We start from the raw sequence: 17676 nt of genomic DNA, 5'->3' as shown, positions 1-17676 counted from the left end.
AGCCATTAGCACTTTCAGTAATAAAAAAGTCTCTTTTATTCTTTTCTCTTCTTGTTGAAAGCCGTTAGCCTTAGCAGCATTGAAAAAAGGCTAAAAGACTATGTCACAAGATTCTAATTCGAACTCAGCGCCAGGCGCGGTATTAAACGAACAGCAGTGGAATGCAATTACGCAAGCCATTGCGGGCTTAAATCGTGATCAACTAACTTGGGTAAGTGGCTATGCTGCTGGTATGGCGGCTGCACAAGGCAGTTCGATTGCTCCAGCGTTACAAAGCGCACCGGCAGCTGCAGGTGACGCTCCGACGCTAACCATTCTATACGGTTCTCAAACCGGCAACGCTAAAGGTCTGGCGGCGCAATGTCAGGCAAAAGCAGAAGAAGCGGGTTTTAATAGCAAACTCGTGAGTATGGCAGATTACAAGCCACGCAATTTAAAGGCTGAAACTCACGTTGCGGTATTTGTAAGCACGCATGGTGAAGGCGATGCTCCAGATGATGCTATTGAGCTTCACGAGTTTTTAGCAGGCAAAAAAGCGCCTAAGTTAGCAAACACAAAGTATGCTGTTGTGGGTCTAGGAGACAGTAGTTATGAGTTTTTCTGCCAGACTGGAAAAGACTTTGATGAGCGTTTAGCTAAACTAGGCGGTAAACCTATTGTAGACCGTCTTGATTGCGACGTTGATTATGAGGCTGAAGCAGAAGCGTGGCTAAATAAACTTATTGAGTCGCTAAAAGGGGATTTTAGTGCAGCACCGCAAACAGCGGTGGCGGCACAAACTGGCGCAGCGGTGCAAGGTGTAGCTGCACAAACCTACACCAAAAAAGCACCGTTTAAAGCAACGCTTATCGACGCACAGAAAATTACCGGTCGTGACTCCGTTAAAGATATTCGACATATTGAAATAAGTTTAGAAGACAGCGGAATTACTTATCAGCCTGGAGATGCGCTAGGCGTATGGTTTAAGAATTCAGCTTCGTTGGTATCTGAAATTATTGGTATTTTGTCACTAGATGGCAACGCAGAAGTTTCTGTGGGTGATGCGAAAATGTCGCTTACTGAGGCGTTAACGTCTAAGCTTGAATTAACATTAAGTTATCCAAATTTCATCAAGTCTTATCAGGCTGCTACAGGCTCTGAGACCTTAGCTACGTTAATGGAAGATAAAGCTCAGCTACGTACTTACATGGCTGAACGTCAAATCATTGATATTGTGCGCGATCATCCAGGCAAATTATCTGAACAGCAGCTTGTAGATGCGCTACGTCCACTAACACCACGTTTGTACTCTATAGCGTCAAGCCAAGCAGAGGTGGAAGAAGAAGTGCATTTAACGGTAGCTCACGTTGATTATGAAGCGTTTGGGCACCGTCATCAAGGAGGCGCATCAGGCTTCCTATGTGAATATCTAGAAGAGAATGGTGATGTAGAAGTCTTCGTTGAGAGCAACGACAACTTCCGTTTGCCGGCCGACCCTAATACTCCAGTCATTATGGTTGGTCCGGGTACCGGCATTGCGCCATTTAGGGCTTTCATGCAAGAGCGTGACGTGCAAGGTGCTGAAGGCAAAAATTGGTTGTTCTTCGGGAATCCACACTTCACCCAAGATTTTCTTTATCAAGTAGAGTGGCAAGGCTACGTTAAGGAAGGTCTGCTAGATAAAATTACGCTGGCATTCTCTCGCGACCAAGAAGAAAAAGTATATGTTCAGCACCGCTTATTAGAAAACGGTAAAGAAGTTTTTGAGTGGCTAGAGCAGGGCGCACATTTTTATGTGTGTGGTGATGCAATGCACATGGCGAAAGATGTAGAAAACGCCTTAATAAGTATTGTGCAGGAGCACGGCGGTAAATCTGAAGCCGATGCCAAAGCGTATGTTGTAGAGTTGAGAAAAGCGAAACGTTATCAGAAGGATGTCTATTAATGAGTAACGAAAAATCACCATTTATCGTTGAGGGCAAACTGGCTGACAACGAGCGCTTAAAACGCGAAAGTAATAATTTACGTGGAACTATCACCACAGATTTAAAAGATGATCTGACGGGCGGTTTTACTGCTGATAATTTTCAGCTGATCCGTTTCCACGGTATGTATCAGCAAGACGACCGTGATATTCGTGCTGAACGTGCTAAACAAAAACTGGAGCCGTTGCATAATGTAATGTTGCGCGCGCGTTTGCCTGGTGGTGTTATCACGCCAGACCAATGGTTAGCGATTGATAAGTTTGCAGCCGACCACACAATGTACGGCAGCATTCGCCTGACTACTCGCCAAACCTTTCAGTTCCACGGTGTGTTGAAGCCTAAAATAAAGTCTATGCACCAAATGCTGAACAAAGCGGGCATTGACTCTATAGCTACGGCAGGTGATGTAAACCGTAACGTGCTGTGCACCTCTAACCCAGTTGAATCAGAGCTACATCTACACGCTTTTGAATGGGCTAAAAAGATAAGTGAACACTTACTACCAAAAACGCGAGCTTATGCCGAAATTTGGTTGGATGGTGAAAAAGTTGAAACAACTGAAAAGCCAGTTGAGCCTATTTTAGGTGATAACTACTTACCCCGTAAGTTTAAAACAACGGTGGTTATTCCTCCGCAAAACGACGTTGACGTTCACGCGAATGATCTTAACTTCGTTGCAATTGCGGAGAATGGTCAGCTAGTTGGTTTTAACGTGCTTGTTGGTGGCGGTCTTGCCATGACTCACGGTGATAAGAGCACATATCCCCGCAAGGCGTCTGATTTTGGCTTCATTCCTCTTGAGCATACGCTTGACGTTGCCGCTGCAGTAGTCACAACACAGCGCGATTGGGGTAATCGGGTTAACCGTAAAAATGCGAAAACAAAGTACACGCTTGAGCGCGTAGGCGTAGAAAACTTCAAAGCAGAAGTTGAAAAGCGTGCAGGTGTTACGTTCCAGGAGAGTCGTCCTTACGAATTTACCGGCCGCGGAGATCGTTTTGGATGGGTTGAAGGTATTGATGGAAAGTACCATCTTACCGTGTTTATCGAAAACGGTCGTATCTTGGATTATCCGGGAAAAACCCTTAAAACCGGTTGCGCGGAAATCGCAAAAATACACAAAGGTGACTTCCGCTTAACGGCAAACCAGAACCTAATCATTGCTGGTGTAGCTCCGCAAGATAAAGACAGGATTGAAGCGCTAGCTCGCGAACATGGGTTAATCGCCCCGTCTATTTCTAATCAGCGTCTAGATTCAATGGCTTGTGTGGCATTGCCAACTTGCCCGTTAGCGATGGCAGAGGCTGAGCGCTATTTGCCAGATGCTGTTACTGAGTTAGAAGGTTTGTTAGCTAAACACGGATTGGAAGAAGACAGCGTTATCTTCCGCGTTACTGGCTGCCCAAATGGTTGTGGGCGCGCTATGTTGTCTGAAGTGGGTTTGGTTGGTAAGGGCCCAGGCAAGTATAACCTTCACTTAGGTGGTAACCGAGAAGGTACGCGTATTCCGCGTATGTATCGTGAAAACATCAGCGAACAAGAAATTATGGCTGAGCTTGATTCGCTGTTTGGTCAATGGGCTAAAGAGCGTAACGCAGGTGAAGCCTTTGGCGATTATGTCGTTCGCGCTGGTGTTGTAAAACCAGTAGTAGACTCCGCACGGGATTTCTATGACGAATAATACAGCAGAAACGCAGCAGCCACTTACGCTTGATATCAGCAAAGAAGATTTGGCTGAGATCAATGAAATGTTAGAGCAGATGACAGCGCAAGAGCGGGTTGCTTGGGCGCTGGATAATTTGCCAGACACCCATATTGTTTCTTCGAGTTTCGGAGCACAATCGGCGGTTATGTTGCATATGCTTACTAAGGTGCAACCGGATATTCCGGTTGTACTTACCGATACTGGCTATCTTTTCCCTGAAACGTACAAGTTTATTGATGAACTTGTTGAAAAGCTCAACTTAAACTTGCACGTCTACAGTGCTAATATGTCTTCCGCTTGGCAGGAGGCGCGTTTTGGCAGACTTTGGGAACAAGGCATCGAAGGTATTGAGAAATACAACAAGATGAACAAAGTTGAGCCTATGCAACGCGCTTTGAACGATCTTGACGCGGGCACGTGGTTTGCTGGCTTACGCAGAAGTCAATCAGACACTCGGGGTAAACTTCCTGTACTCCAAAAGGCAGGGCAACAGTTTAAAATGTACCCTATTATCGACTGGAGCAATAAAGACCTGCATTACTACCTTAAAGACAATGAACTGTCTTATCACCCGCTGTGGGAACAAGGTTACGTATCAATCGGCGATTGGCATACTACGCAGTCTTTGCAAGAGGGAATGAGTGAGCAAGATACTCGTTTCTTTGGGCTTAAAAGAGAGTGCGGTCTTCACGAATTTGGTGATGGTATTTAACGAATGTTAAATACCTCATTTAATACTAGTTTGAGTTGATTGAGATACGCTTCATTTTGCGATTTGGGCACAAGTTTATAAAGTTCGCTGCCCACCGAGGTGAACTTATAATAAACCAGCGCGACGCCCGAAGATTTGCACGTTAACGTCATCAAGTCATTGTTGCATCGCCATGATACTTCCTGACCTTCAGCATATTCACCGCTTTCTATTTCACTGGCGTAAATCAGTTTCATTTCTTGTAAAGATAATAAATCAGGGTAGCTCAATCCAACTGTAGATAAATTTATCTGCTCAGGAACGGGTTTTCGAAATAAAGAAAACAGGCCCTTACGTCTGTGATATCCGACTAAAATGCGTGGAACTGCGTCGTTATTCCTGCGACTCGCAATATTTACCGCTTTATTGAACACTTTCGCATCGCGATGTGTAAGTGTTTTTAAAAGCTGAAGGGTTCTTAGAGAAAAACTGCCAGGTCGTGCTACCTCAACAGCAAAGATTTTTCCCCACAATTCTTGCATCGGTGGGCTATAAATTTCCTCTGCCATCGAGCTAAATGCGAAAAACCAGTCCGGGTCAAGATTATCGCTAGTTTGTTCGTTTATCGTAACATTTAGTGCTATATTTAAAACAGCTTGAAGATTGCTCGCTTTTTGGGTTTCTAAAATATGTTTTCTTCGTTCCAGTGCATGTTTTTGCTTTTTAGGATCGGAAGACTGCATTGCAGGGCTGATACCCACTCTAGCAAACCATGAAAGCATACGTTGGCGACCAGCCTCTGCTTTCATCGCTCCGGATACATTTTCCGTGGGGGCTTGAGCACTCTGGTTTTTTACCTTGGGGCTATCTGCGGCCTGTGGTTTCTTCACCTCAGGTGGAAAGTGTTGGGGGCTAATCTTCATAATGCGTGTATGATTGAATGTAACATTGCGTGTACCATAAGAGCACTATTGCACTGCATAGATTTTTTATCAATGTGAACGTCCTCTAAAAGCGGTGCTCAGCACATTCTTGTTTTGTATGTATCGGGGAAACGAGCAGTAATGTCGGAAATGGATTACGAAAACGACGAGTTGATTTTTTTAGATGATGATAGTGCAGCGGAAGAGCAGCCTTTACTAGGAAAAGACTGGAATATTCTCATCGTAGACGATGATGAAGAAATCCATACTGTCACGCGTCTTGCGTTATCTGACCTTATAGTCAACGAACGTAAACTAAACTTCATTAATGCATACTCGGCTAAGCAAGCAAAAGAACTGCTTCACGAATACGGCAACACCATCGCCATTATCTTGCTCGATGTCGTTATGGAAACAGATGACGCGGGGTTCGACGTAGTTAAATATATTCGCGAGGACATGAAATTAGTCGAACCGCGAATTATTCTGCGTACAGGCCAGCCAGGCTACGCCCCCGAAGAGCAGGTCATCAAACTCTACGATATAAATGATTACAAAACGAAAACAGAGCTGACGCGCGCAAAATTACTCACCACTATCATTTCTTCCCTTCGCTCTTATCAGCAAATTATAACGATCAGTCAAAGTAGGGCAGGGTTGGAGAAGATAATCACTTCTTCAGCAAATTTGTTTGAAGAGCACTCAGTTAAAGAGTTTTGTGAGGGTGTTGTTACTCAGATAAGCTCACTTATCGGGCTAGATACCGAAGGCTTACTGTGTGCTAGAGCCGGTGCATTGTTAGATAGAGACGATGAGGGCGTGTATGTGCTCGGTGCAGCAGGTGAATACGCGAGATTTATCAATCATCCCGTTTCCGATGTTAAAAATATCGAGATAGAGGAAAATATAGGCCGCTGTTTACGCATTAAAACCCACATATTCGAACGAACTTGCACCGTGCTTTATATTAGTCGCGCGGGCTTTGAAGCCGCTGTTTATATTAGGCAAACCAAAGAAATTAGCGAGTTGGATAAAAACCTGCTGGAGGTGTTTTTATCCAGTATTTCTGTTGGATACGAAAACGTAAATCTTTTCCACGAATTAAGAAATGCGGCATTCCGAGACTGGTTGACCCGTCTTCCTAACCGCAACGAATTTATCAATATGCTGGATAAGCCGCATTTATTTGCCGGCGAAAACTGCAGTGTTGCACTTGTTGACGTGAATCACTTCTCCGATATTAATGATGGATTGGGACAAGAAGTAGGTAACGAGTTACTTCGTGCAATAAGCGATCGCTTCCAAACAGCATTTGACGGAATCGTCAAGAAAGGCCGAATAGGCGCCGACGTTTTTGGCCTTATTGGGCCTAACGAATATGTGTGCCCTGACGCTATTAACGCAATTTTCCAATCTTCGTTTAAAGTTGGTGATCACACTTTGCCTGTTAACGTGACGGTTGGCTTTTGCAAGTTGGATAATAAGCGAAACATTGGTCTTGAAATTTTAAAGCGCACAAATATTGCGCTTAATCGTGCGAAAAAGAATCTGACTGACAACTTTGAATACTACGCCAAAGATATTGAAGACCAAACAACCTGGCGCCTTGATATGATACGAAGATTGCGTAGTGACTTCGCGGCGAAAAAACTGGAGTTATGGTTCCAGCCTCAGGTTGATTTACTTAATGAAAAAGTAGTGGGCATGGAAGGTCTGCTTCGATGGCCAGACGGTGAGGGGGGATATATCTCACCCGCAGTTTTTGTCCCTCTTGCTGAATATTCTGGGCTTATTGTTGATATTGGCGAATGGGTATTAGAAGAGTCGTGTAATCGTCTGTTAGAACTAAGAGAAAAAGGTTATGGACACCTTCGTGTTGCAGTTAACATTTCAATACCGCAATTTCGCGATAGGTTTTTCGTAGAAAAAGTTAAACAAGCGCTATCTAAGCCCAACATTGATCCAAGACTTTTAGAACTAGAGATCACCGAAAGCGTTGTAATGGATGAGCCTCAAATAGTGATTGATGCGCTACGCTCCCTTAAGGAGTTCGGTGTTAAAATTGCTATCGACGATTTTGGAACAGGTTTTTCTTCCATGAGTTATCTTCAGCAGCTTCCTCTCGATAGGCTGAAAGTAGACCGTTCATTTGTTAAGGATATTGAGCCTGGTGCCAGTGCGGTACTTGCAGAAACAATTGTTACGTTAGGTAATAAATTGGGTTTATTAACGATAGCAGAAGGTGTGGAAAAAAGAGAGCAGGCTAGCTATATGATCAAGCTTGGGTGTGACGAGGCTCAAGGTTATTTATACGCTAAGCCGATGCCGTTTGATGCGCTATTGGCGTTTTTAGCATCGCACGATTAGTTATGCAATGCTGTAAAAACTTCATTTTGCAGAATAGGTAGACCCTCAGTTTCAAACCACGTGTTCTTGGCTAACCATCGATTATTTCTGCCTGACGGGTGAGGTAGAACGAAGTAATGCTCGGGCGAAGTAAAAGTAGTTTTCACTGCGTCTGTGAGGGTTTTATGGTTTGGTAAATAAAACTGTTGCGCGTAACGGCCCACATAAATCGTAATAGAAGGTTTCAAGTAGGTGATAAACCTATGATGCCACGCAGGGGCGCATTCTTTTCTTGGAGGCGCATCAGCGCCATGCTTATAGCCTGGAAAGCAGAAACCCATAGGCAAAATTGAAATACATTTTGGATTATAAAAAACCGCCTTACTTACTGATAGCCAGCTACGTAATCTGTCACCGCTAGCATCATCAAAAGCGATTCCGCTTTCGTGTGCTTTTAAACCAGGCGCCTGCCCTATGATGAGAATTTTCGTTAGAGGAGCGGTACTAAAAATGGGATTGGGTTCATGAGGCAGCGCGTGAGCACAAAGTGAGCATTTTAGTGCCTCTGTTACCAACTCATCATGCCCTTTCAAAATTTTCTCCAAATATTTATCACTGTCATACTTCTGTAATATTAGTGTGATCTAAATTTGACTATCGAATGTATATACAGTATCTTTATTGATAACAGTATTAGACTGTAACACAGGAAAAGAAACATGCGTAAAGTAGTACTAACATTAGCTCTATCTGCAGCCTTTGGTATTGCGCATGCGGAATCTGGTGATAACCAGCTTTTCGATTGCATGGATGCAAAAACATTCGAAATGAATAACCAATGTATGTCAGATCAAATTGGCAATAACATTCGTTTCCGTGATGCACAAGCAAAGCTGATCGACATTGCAAGCGAGAGTCAGGGTGACTACGCCATTGCAACAATGACGTTCGATCAAGAAAATATGCACATCGATATCGTAGCTCATAAAGACTCGCTTAATGCGCTTGCTGCGAACCGTAACTAATTTTTAGTTAACGCATATAAGCCGGCGACAATTTCGCCGGCTTTTTTGTGCCCGTTAGAAAATCCTATTTAATCCGTTTATGGCGGCAACACGATAAGCCTCAGCCATTGTTGGGTAGTTAAAGGTGGTATTAACGAAGTAATCAATTGTATTGCCTTCGCCTTTTTGCTGCATAATAGCTTGCCCGATGTGAACAATTTCAGACGCACGTTCGCCAAAACAGTGAATTCCTAAAATCTCTTTCGTCTCACGATGAAATAATATCTTCAGGCTACCTGTTTGGGTGGACGCAATTTGGGCTCTGGCCAAATGTTTAAATTGGGCCCTACCTACCTCATAAGGGACTTTAGCCGCAGTAAGCTCTTGCTCTGTTTTACCTACCGAGCTAATTTCTGGAATGGTGTAAATACCAGACGGTATATCTTCTACCAGCGCAGAGTGAGTTTTTATACCTAGCATCGCCTCGGCTGCAAAGCGCCCTTGATTATATGCTGCGGATGCTAAGCTGGGATAACCAATCACATCACCTACGGCAAAGATATTTTCTACGTCAGTTTGATAATTCTCATTTACTCGAAGCTGGCCTCTGCCATCGGCTTTTAGGCCAATATTTTCGAGTTTAAGCGTATCAGTATTACCTGTGCGACCATTAGCAAATAATAAGCAATCTGCCCGCATACGCTTGCCTGACTCTAGGTTTAAAATCACCGAGTCATCGGTGGCTTCAACTGATGAATAGGTTTCATTATGACGAATAAGCACGCCGTTGTTCCATAAATGATAGCTCAGCGCGTCAGATATTTCGTCGTCGAGAAATGAAAGCAATCGATCGCGCATGTTAACGAGATCAACTTTTACCCCTAAACCTCTAAATATACTGGCATATTCTGACCCAATTACCCCAGCACCATAGATGATGATGGACTTGGGATCGTGATCTAAAGATAAGATAGTGTCTGAGTTATAAATTCGTGGATGGTTGAAGTCGATATCTTTCGGGCAGTAAGGGCGTGAACCGGTTGCTATAGCAATTTGACCGGCAGTGACGGTATCTTTTGAGCCATCTTTACGGGTGACCTCTAACGTGTGAGCATCCACGAAACTGGCTTCACCGTGAAAAAGGGTAACGCGGTTTCTATCATAAAAAGAAGAACGAAGTCGCGTTTGGCTTTTAACAACACCGCTAGCGTGACGCATAATGTCTGAAAAAGTAAGGCTTTTACTCAAGTGGTTGTCGGCAAATAGGGGCGATGAATTGTATTCAATAAGACGACTGACGGAGTGACGAAGGGCTTTTGATGGAATAGTGCCCCAATGGGTACAACCACCCCCTACTGCTTCGTAGCGTTCTACCACAGCAACTTTCTTTCCGGCTTTAGCAAGCTGCATTGCAACACCTTCTCCACCAGGACCTGTGCCAATAACTATTGCGTCATAGTGATACGATGGAGCTTTTGTTTTTTGCTTCGTTGCCATGTTACTTTCCCGTATTGTTACTTCTATGATGTGGCGTTTGAAATCGCAATCACCGCCATGATAATTCAATGATGTAGCTTAAATAGTTAAGCTTAGAATGAAGCCAAGTCTTATATTTCAGCTCAACAAACTCTAGTATAGCGACCTTACTTGATGTGTCATTCCAACTATAGATCAAAAAAAACCACATAAGCATAGACTTATGTGGTTTTTTACAAATATTAAAAATAAAGAAGGTGTTTACGCCATTTGAAGCGACAAGCTCTGCAATTGCGTCCATTTTTCTTTTTGAACCGCAAACGCATGCTTTAACTCTTTGTATTTATACGCAAGTTCTAGCCCTTCTATACTGCGTTTTAAGGTGCGCTGTTTAACACGCATCACGCGTTTTTTAGTGGCGTAGTAATCACTCATTCGCTGCATCAATAAGTCGTATTCTTCTTGAATAGTATTCATCATCTCTTCAGCGTTGGGCAGTAGCGATACTTTTTCACTCGCTCTTTGCAACTGCATAGCGGCAAGTGCTTTTTCAATGCGCTCTTCTGGCACCTTGCGAAGGTTTGACGTTAGACCTACAAAAGACAGGCCTCTTATCAGCCATTTAGTCGGGTCAAACTGATACCAACGAATGCCGTTACGGTAATCGTACTCAAATATATGGTGATAGTTGTGATAGCCCTCGCCGAAAGTAAAGAATGCTAGAACGCCATTATCACGTGCCGTATTTTTATCGGTGTAAGGCTGACTACCCCAAAAATGCGCAAGAGAATTGATGAAAAACGTTACATGATGCACAAGCACGAGACGAAGTACCCCTGCCACTAAAATCATGCCAAGAACATCACCATTTAGATAACCTAACAACCCCGTAACACCAAAGTTGGCCGCTAGCACAATAGGCAAGTAGTACTTGTGTTGCCACATAACCACCTTGTCTTTCTGTAGGTCTTTACAGTTGCTGTAATCATCGTAACGCTTAGCTTGATACTCACGTAACATCCAGCCGATATGGGCGAACCAGAGCCCTTTTTTCGCTGAATAAGGATCTTTATCATTATCATCAACATGGCGATGGTGCACACGGTGATCTGATGACCAATGCAAAATACTATTTTGCAACGCCATAGCACCACCTATTGCTAGAATGACTCGCACAACAATATTGGCATCATAGGTTTTGTGCGACCACAAGCGGTGATAACCAGCAGTGATAGACATACCCGTGAAGTAAAATAAGAAGATAGCAGTACCGATTTCTGCCCAATCGATACCCTGGTAAGCCACCCATAGCGGCACACCAATAAATGCAATAGCGCCTGATATAATAAATACCAGCACATTAGTTAGGATAAGAGGAGGTTTTTTCATTTTATACTACTTGGCTTACAACTGTTCGCTAATTTATCGTTTTACGGAGCTTCAGGCAAGCAAAACCCAGATAAGTTCTGCTTACATGTGTAAAGTTTAATTATAGTAAAGCTAACGTAGAACGTGCGTATTTATTGAGTTTTTTTGCTTAATACTTGTTTATAAAAGAGATGATTTTGTTTCTCTTCCCCCACAAGCCTGTGTTGCGATAAACTAGATGAGCTAGTCTTTAATGTTTGAAATTTGGTTGCGTTGATGGCTATTGAGATGACAAGAGCGCTAATTCCAAGTCGCTGAAAATCATTATGCCGTTACAACCTAATCAACAAGTGGTGCGAATGTGAGTCGACAAGAACAGAAATTAAAAACCCGCCAAAACATTATCCATGCTGCGTTTTCACTGCTAGACGAAAACCGCAGTTTATCGGCAATCAGCTTACGTGAAGTTGCCAGGGAAGCGGGTATCGCACCAACTTCATTTTACCGACACTTTAAAGATATGGACGAACTAGGGTTGACGCTGGTGGATGAAGCGGGTTTAGCGTTGCGTCAGCTTATGCGTCAGGCAAGACGCCGTATTGCTTCAGGGGGCGGCGTTATTCACACCTCTGTTGAAACCTTCATGGAGTTTATCGCTGCTAATACTAACGTGTTTCGACTTCTTCTTAGGGAACACACGGGGACATCATCTGCTTACCGATTAGCGGTATTCAGAGAAATACAGCATTTCATTGATGAACTAACCGACTATATCATTGAACAGCAGGGCGTGGAGTACGCATGCGCGCAGCTTCAAGCTGACGCTATGGTAAGACTGGTATTTAGTGCTGGAGCAGAGGCATTAGAAGCTGACGATAAACTTCGCCGAGAAATCGGTGAAAGAGTGAAAGCGCAGCTTCGTTTTGTTCAATTAGGCGCTACGCAGAAAGGCTAGCCTAGGAATATTATTAAAATTTGTATGAAGTTGGCCCCAGCGCCAGCCTTTGTATCTCACTCAAGTCAGCTTTTGCGTGTAAGTAAAACCCCTGCCTCTATGTGATGAGTGAACGGGAACTGATCAAAAAGCGCTGATTCTGCAATTTCATGTGTTTCGCTCAGCAATTCAAGGTTTTGCGCCAAGGTTTCAGGATTACACGAAATATAAATAATATTGTCGTAGTCCTGTATCATTCTCAATGAATCTTTATCTAAGCCAGCCCTAGGCGGATCCACTAAAACCGTAGTGAAGTTATATGTGCTTAAGTCTATACCTTCTAAACGACTAAACGAGCGCTCGCCCTTCATAGCCTGAGTAAATTCTTCGGCGGCTAATCTCACTATCTTCACGTTGTTAAGCTGATTTTGTTCAATATTAAACTGAGCAGCTTGTACAGAAGGTTTGGCAATTTCGGTTCCCACCACATTATCGAAATGAAGCGCAAGCGGCAGTGAGAAGTTACCCGCACCACAATACATTTCAAGCAGGTCTCCAGAAAGCGGCTTTACACAATCCAATGCCCATTCAATCATTTTGCAGTTTACTTCGGCATTGGGCTGAGTGAAGCTATTTTCGATGTGCTTGAAAATAAACTCTTTACCGTTTACGGGTAAACGCTCAATTACAAAATCGTTGTCGATAATAAGCTTTTGCTTTCTAGCTCGACCAATGATGTTTACTTTCGGAAAATGAGCTTCGAGCGTCGCTTTTAGCTTTCTTGCTGCCTCTTCCCACTTTTCATCTAACTGACGATGATATAGAAGGCTGATAACAAGCTCACCAGATAGCGCAGAAAGATAATCTATTTGAAAAAGCTTCTTTCTTAGTGATTCGTTTGGTCTAACTTCCTCAAGCAACAGTGCCATGGCATCGTTAATTGCTTTACACGCAGGAGGGAAGCTATCTACGCGGTACTTTTCTTTCGTTTCTTGATTGAACATGATGTGAAATAAATCATTTCCTTCATGCCATACTCTAAACTCGGCGCGCATACGGTAGTGCGTTGGTTGTGACGGAAACACAGAAAGTTCAGGCGCATTAAATGGAGAAAGCAACGCGCTGAGACGATCTACTTTTTCGTCTAATTGAGCTTCATAGCGTTGTTGTTCGGTCGCGGTCATAAAATTCTCCATTCACTGTTAAGGGCGCGAATTGTAGACCCTTATAAAATAACTGCAATACACCCAGCATGAATCTGAGCCCTTAGCTGAAAAAAATCTGTATTAAAATTAAACAATATCGATTCTTTGCCGATAATATGAAAGAGGATAGTGAGGATCAAATTATGAACGTGGGTCAAATCAAGGCTTTCATGAACGAGCAAAAGGTCGATCAGAAAGCTGATCAGAAGGCTTCTGTAAACCCAAATGAAGCTTTAAAAAAGCAATTGCAACAAGATGGTTTGCAACAGGCGGCCGAATTTTCTAAACAGCAAGCGGCGTCGGTATCCATGTCTAGTAGTCAAACTAGCATTGGCATGAGAATCGTCAGTACGAGTTTAAGCCAATCTTTGGAAATCGACGGGCAGAAGCCACAGGACGTCAAAGAAAAGAATTTAGATGAGAAGTCGAATAGTTTGTTCGACTTTGAAAAAGTTGCAAGAAATGTACTTAAGTTTGTGGGCGGTGTTATTCGTGGAGCTGCCGATGGTGGTGCAAGTGACGAGAAGTTAAATGGTTTATTTAGCCAGGCAAGAGAAGGCGTAAGCCGAGGCTTTGCTATGGCTGAAAAAGATTTAGCCGGTTTTATGAATGAAGAGATCGAGCAAGGAATGACAAAAAGTCGCGATCTCATCGACACGGGTATAGATGATCTAGAGACCGATATTTTTGGTCGCGAACAAGCAAATGCTGTCACACTTTCGTCGTTAAATGCCGTTGCTGCATCTGATGAAAAAAGTGGTAGTTTGACGATCAGAACGAAAGATGGCGATGAAGTAAGCTTTAGCTTCGAGAGTTTGCGGTCGTTTCAGGCATCTCAGCAGCTAAACTTTGAGGCTCAGACGTCTGAAGGGCAGTCAAGCGCAGAAAATGGTGAGCAAAGTGGAACTAACTTCTCGGCGTCTTATACTCAGCAAACTTCTTATCAATACTATGAACGAAGCGGTATTAGCTTCTCATTGAAAGGAGAGCTTGATGAAGATGAATTGGACTCGATAGCTGATTTGGTTGGGCAAGTTCAGGACTTAGCTGACACCTTCTACAGTGGCGATATCGATAAGGCATTTGAAGAAGCGTTAAGTTTAGGCTTTGACGATAAGGAATTAGTGGGTTACGCACTGCAACTAAACAGAACAACACAAACTGAAGTATTGAAAACATACGAGAACATCCAGCATTATAACGAAGATAGTAACGATAACGCTAAATACGGGAACGTAGTAAGTCCAGTAGCTCAGTATTTAGAAAAGATGATGGATACGTTTGCCAATGCAGAGAACAAGCTAGCAAGTAGCGAAGACTACAATGCGTTAATTGCTGGACTGATAAACGAAATGAAAGATGTGCAGGTACCAGACTTAATTTCTGCTATTAATAGATTTCGATCTTTTAATCAGACCTTATTAGATGGGCTGCCTCAATCTGCTGAAACTAACGAGTCTTAGATCCCCCCTGAAATGAAAAAGCCCGGTGCTGATGCTTACCGGGCTTTTTTATATGGTGATGTAGATTATTCGTGATCGACTTTGTCTTTCGCTGGGCGCACTTTTAAAGTGCGTTCTTGAAAGATCGAATCGTTTGTCTTATCGATAACACTGTTAAGATCGTCAGTCACCACCTCGATAAAGCCGTAGCCTTTTCGTTTTCCGGTTTTACGATCCTTCATGAGTCGAACTGACTGTACTTCAATAAAACTACTGAAGTACTCCTTCACGGCGTTTTCATTTGCACGATAAGGCAAATTGCCTACATATAAGGTTTCTATCGATCCTTCATTAGAATGTGCTCTGGCATCTGAGGAAGATGGACTTTGAATAAGAGACGCTAGCCATGGAGTAACGATACCGCTAATCAACAGAGCTGCTGAAACGGTTAGTGGAACATGAACGTTCAAACTAGCAGAAGAAAATAACAAGTAACCTGCAATTGCAAAAATAGCGCTAATAACAGCGCATTGAATAAAGCCTACTTTCATATACCTACCTTTCTATTGTTTATTATGGTGTTGGAGGCTGTATACAGTTTACTCATTTGTAACAATTAGAACAATAAAATGTGAAAAAACTAGTCGAAAGATGCATTGAGTTGATAGGAATGATGCAGAAATGAGCGTTTAACACTAAAAATGGCTTAAAAAGCAAAAAAATCCAATTCAAGTGTTGATCTTTCTCAACAGGTATCTATAATGCGCTCCACGTTCTGAGGGGGCTTCGAGAAAAAGAAAGCCAACTTGGTAACAAGTGCGAAACCAAGTTTTCAAGCAAATAAAAAGTTTAAAAACATGGTTGACATCGAAAACAAACGATGTAAAATGCGCACCTCACTCGAACAGGGTGGGTCACTAAGAAGCAACGGCTTCTAGTGGATAGCAGCAACGCTGCTACGTTCTTTAACAATTTAGACAAGACAATCTGTGTGGGCACTCGTTAAGAGTGTCACAACGACGATTCATATTTCGATATATTTTAATTGAAGAGTTTGATCATGGCTCAGATTGAACGCTGGCGGCAGGCCTAACACATGCAAGTCGAACGGTAACATTTCTAGCTTGCTAGAAGATGACGAGTGGCGGACGGGTGAGTAATGCTTGGGAACTTGCCTTTGCGAGGGGGATAACAGTTGGAAACGACTGCTAATACCGCATAATGTCTTCGGACCAAACGGGGCTTCGGCTCCGGCGCAAAGAGAGGCCCAAGTGAGATTAGCTAGTTGGTAAGGTAACGGCTTACCAAGGCGACGATCTCTAGCTGTTCTGAGAGGAAGATCAGCCACACTGGGACTGAGACACGGCCCAGACTCCTACGGGAGGCAGCAGTGGGGAATATTGCACAATGGGGGAAACCCTGATGCAGCCATGCCGCGTGTGTGAAGAAGGCCTTCGGGTTGTAAAGCACTTTCAGTTGTGAGGAAAAGTTAGTAGTTAATACCTGCTAGCCGTGACGTTAACAACAGAAGAAGCACCGGCTAACTCCGTGCCAGCAGCCGCGGTAATACGGAGGGTGCGAGCGTTAATCGGAATTACTGGGCGTAAAGCGCACGCAGGCGGTTTGTTAAGCTAGATGTGAAAGCCCCGGGCTCAACCTGGGATGGTCATTTAGAACTGGCAGACTAGAGTCTTGGAGAGGGGAGTGGAATTCCAGGTGTAGCGGTGAAATGCGTAGATATCTGGAGGAACATCAGTGGCGAAGGCGACTCCCTGGCCAAAGACTGACGCTCATGTGCGAAAGTGTGGGTAGCGAACAGGATTAGATACCCTGGTAGTCCACACCGTAAACGCTGTCTACTAGCTGTGTGTGCCTTTAAGGCGTGCGTAGCGAAGCTAACGCGATAAGTAGACCGCCTGGGGAGTACGGCCGCAAGGTTAAAACTCAAATGAATTGACGGGGGCCCGCACAAGCGGTGGAGCATGTGGTTTAATTCGATGCAACGCGAAGAACCTTACCTACACTTGACATGCTGAGAACTTTCTAGAGATAGATTGGTGCCTTCGGGAACTCAGACACAGGTGCTGCATGGCTGTCGTCAGCTCGTGTCGTGAGATGTTGGGTTAAGTCCCGCAACGAGCGCAACCCTTGTCCTTAGTTGCCAGCATTCAGTTGGGCACTCTAAGGAGACTGCCGGTGACAAACCGGAGGAAGGTGGGGACGACGTCAAGTCATCATGGCCCTTACGTGTAGGGCTACACACGTGCTACAATGGCATTTACAGAGGGAAGCGAGACAGTGATGTGGAGCGGACCCCTTAAAGAATGTCGTAGTCCGGATTGGAGTCTGCAACTCGACTCCATGAAGTCGGAATCGCTAGTAATCGCAGGTCAGAATACTGCGGTGAATACGTTCCCGGGCCTTGTACACACCGCCCGTCACACCATGGGAGTGGGATGCAAAAGAAGTAGTTAGTCTAACCTTCGGGAGGACGATTACCACTTTGTGTTTCATGACTGGGGTGAAGTCGTAACAAGGTAACCCTAGGGGAACCTGGGGTTGGATCACCTCCTTACCATTACGTCGATAGACGCACTTGATGCAGTGCCTACACAGAT

13 protein-coding genes and 1 rRNA gene are annotated in these 17676 nt (G+C 43.9%); 8 read left to right on the top strand and 6 right to left on the bottom strand.

What is annotated here, in order from left to right; genetic code table 11:
• Positions 1-100 precede the first annotated feature (100 nt).
• The 3 genes from C6Y39_RS05615 to C6Y39_RS05605 are packed head-to-tail and all read left to right on the top strand — an operon-like array spanning position 101 to position 4381.
• The gene (locus C6Y39_RS05615) at positions 101-1924 is read left to right on the top strand and encodes an assimilatory sulfite reductase (NADPH) flavoprotein subunit (protein ID WP_105930325.1); all 1824 of its coding nucleotides are present in this window, start codon (positions 101-103) and stop codon (positions 1922-1924) included.
• Positions 1924-3645, top strand: coding sequence for an assimilatory sulfite reductase (NADPH) hemoprotein subunit (cysI, locus tag C6Y39_RS05610; RefSeq protein WP_105930324.1), 1722 nt, complete (start codon positions 1924-1926; stop codon positions 3643-3645). The genes C6Y39_RS05615 and cysI overlap by 1 nt, the downstream gene beginning before the upstream one ends.
• Positions 3635-4381 (top strand): phosphoadenylyl-sulfate reductase, encoded by a 747-nt coding sequence (locus tag C6Y39_RS05605; protein WP_105930323.1) that lies wholly within the window; start codon positions 3635-3637, stop codon positions 4379-4381. Before cysI ends, C6Y39_RS05605 begins: the two co-directional genes overlap by 11 nt.
• On the opposite strand, the gene C6Y39_RS05600 is transcribed toward C6Y39_RS05605, so the two are convergent.
• On the bottom strand, positions 4378-5283 hold the full coding sequence (locus C6Y39_RS05600; RefSeq protein WP_105930322.1) for a TIGR03899 family protein: 906 nt from the start codon (positions 5281-5283) through the stop codon (positions 4378-4380). The two genes, C6Y39_RS05605 and C6Y39_RS05600, sit on opposite strands and share 4 nt — an antisense overlap.
• A gap of 141 nt (positions 5284-5424) precedes the next feature.
• Between C6Y39_RS05600 and C6Y39_RS05595 the strand changes: the two genes are divergently transcribed.
• On the top strand, positions 5425-7650 hold the full coding sequence (locus tag C6Y39_RS05595; RefSeq protein WP_105930321.1) for a bifunctional diguanylate cyclase/phosphodiesterase: 2226 nt from the start codon (positions 5425-5427) through the stop codon (positions 7648-7650).
• Here C6Y39_RS05595 and C6Y39_RS05590 read toward each other — a convergent pair.
• The gene (locus tag C6Y39_RS05590; RefSeq protein ID WP_105930320.1) at positions 7647-8234 is read right to left on the bottom strand and encodes a uracil-DNA glycosylase family protein; all 588 of its coding nucleotides are present in this window, start codon (positions 8232-8234) and stop codon (positions 7647-7649) included. The genes C6Y39_RS05595 and C6Y39_RS05590 overlap by 4 nt on opposite strands.
• A 114-nt stretch (positions 8235-8348) precedes the next feature.
• On the opposite strand from C6Y39_RS05590, the gene C6Y39_RS05585 reads away from it, so the two are divergent.
• Positions 8349-8654 carry a pyridine nucleotide transhydrogenase gene (locus tag C6Y39_RS05585; RefSeq protein WP_105930319.1) on the top strand — a complete coding sequence of 102 codons (306 nt, stop codon included), beginning with the start codon at positions 8349-8351 and terminating at the stop codon, positions 8652-8654.
• 54 nt (positions 8655-8708) lie between these two features.
• On the opposite strand, the gene sthA is transcribed toward C6Y39_RS05585, so the two are convergent.
• Together sthA and C6Y39_RS05570 are read right to left on the bottom strand one after the other, a co-directional pair.
• Entirely contained in the window at positions 8709-10130 is a 1422-nt protein-coding gene (gene sthA, locus C6Y39_RS05580) for a Si-specific NAD(P)(+) transhydrogenase (RefSeq protein ID WP_105930318.1), read from the bottom strand.
• A gap of 240 nt (positions 10131-10370) precedes the next feature.
• Positions 10371-11498, bottom strand: coding sequence for an acyl-CoA desaturase (locus C6Y39_RS05570; protein ID WP_105930316.1), 1128 nt, complete (start codon positions 11496-11498; stop codon positions 10371-10373).
• A gap of 340 nt (positions 11499-11838) precedes the next feature.
• Between C6Y39_RS05570 and fabR the strand changes: the two genes are divergently transcribed.
• Positions 11839-12432 (top strand): HTH-type transcriptional repressor FabR, encoded by a 594-nt coding sequence (gene fabR, locus C6Y39_RS05565; protein WP_105930315.1) that lies wholly within the window; start codon positions 11839-11841, stop codon positions 12430-12432.
• 65 nt (positions 12433-12497) lie between these two features.
• On the opposite strand, the gene trmA is transcribed toward fabR, so the two are convergent.
• Positions 12498-13595: a tRNA (uridine(54)-C5)-methyltransferase TrmA gene (trmA, locus tag C6Y39_RS05560; RefSeq protein WP_105930439.1), complete on the bottom strand. Its 1098-nt coding sequence runs from the start codon at positions 13593-13595 to the stop codon at positions 12498-12500.
• A gap of 164 nt (positions 13596-13759) precedes the next feature.
• On the opposite strand from trmA, the gene C6Y39_RS05555 reads away from it, so the two are divergent.
• Positions 13760-15079 carry a DUF5610 domain-containing protein gene (locus C6Y39_RS05555; RefSeq protein ID WP_105930438.1) on the top strand — a complete coding sequence of 440 codons (1320 nt, stop codon included), beginning with the start codon at positions 13760-13762 and terminating at the stop codon, positions 15077-15079.
• A gap of 65 nt (positions 15080-15144) precedes the next feature.
• Here the strand turns inward: C6Y39_RS05555 and C6Y39_RS05550 are convergent, their stop codons facing one another.
• Positions 15145-15609 (bottom strand): RNA recognition motif domain-containing protein, encoded by a 465-nt coding sequence (locus C6Y39_RS05550; RefSeq protein WP_105930314.1) that lies wholly within the window; start codon positions 15607-15609, stop codon positions 15145-15147.
• A 491-nt stretch (positions 15610-16100) separates the two neighbouring features.
• Between C6Y39_RS05550 and C6Y39_RS05545 the strand changes: the two genes are divergently transcribed.
• Positions 16101-17633: ribosomal RNA gene (locus tag C6Y39_RS05545) — 16S ribosomal RNA — on the top strand.
• Positions 17634-17676 lie beyond the last annotated feature (43 nt).

The organism is Alteromonas gracilis, from assembly GCF_002993325.1.
In the GTDB taxonomy this organism is placed as follows: domain Bacteria; phylum Pseudomonadota; class Gammaproteobacteria; order Enterobacterales; family Alteromonadaceae; genus Alteromonas; species Alteromonas gracilis.
Note: the sequence above shows the minus strand (reverse complement) of the source record. Positions and strands in the feature narration are given on the sequence as shown.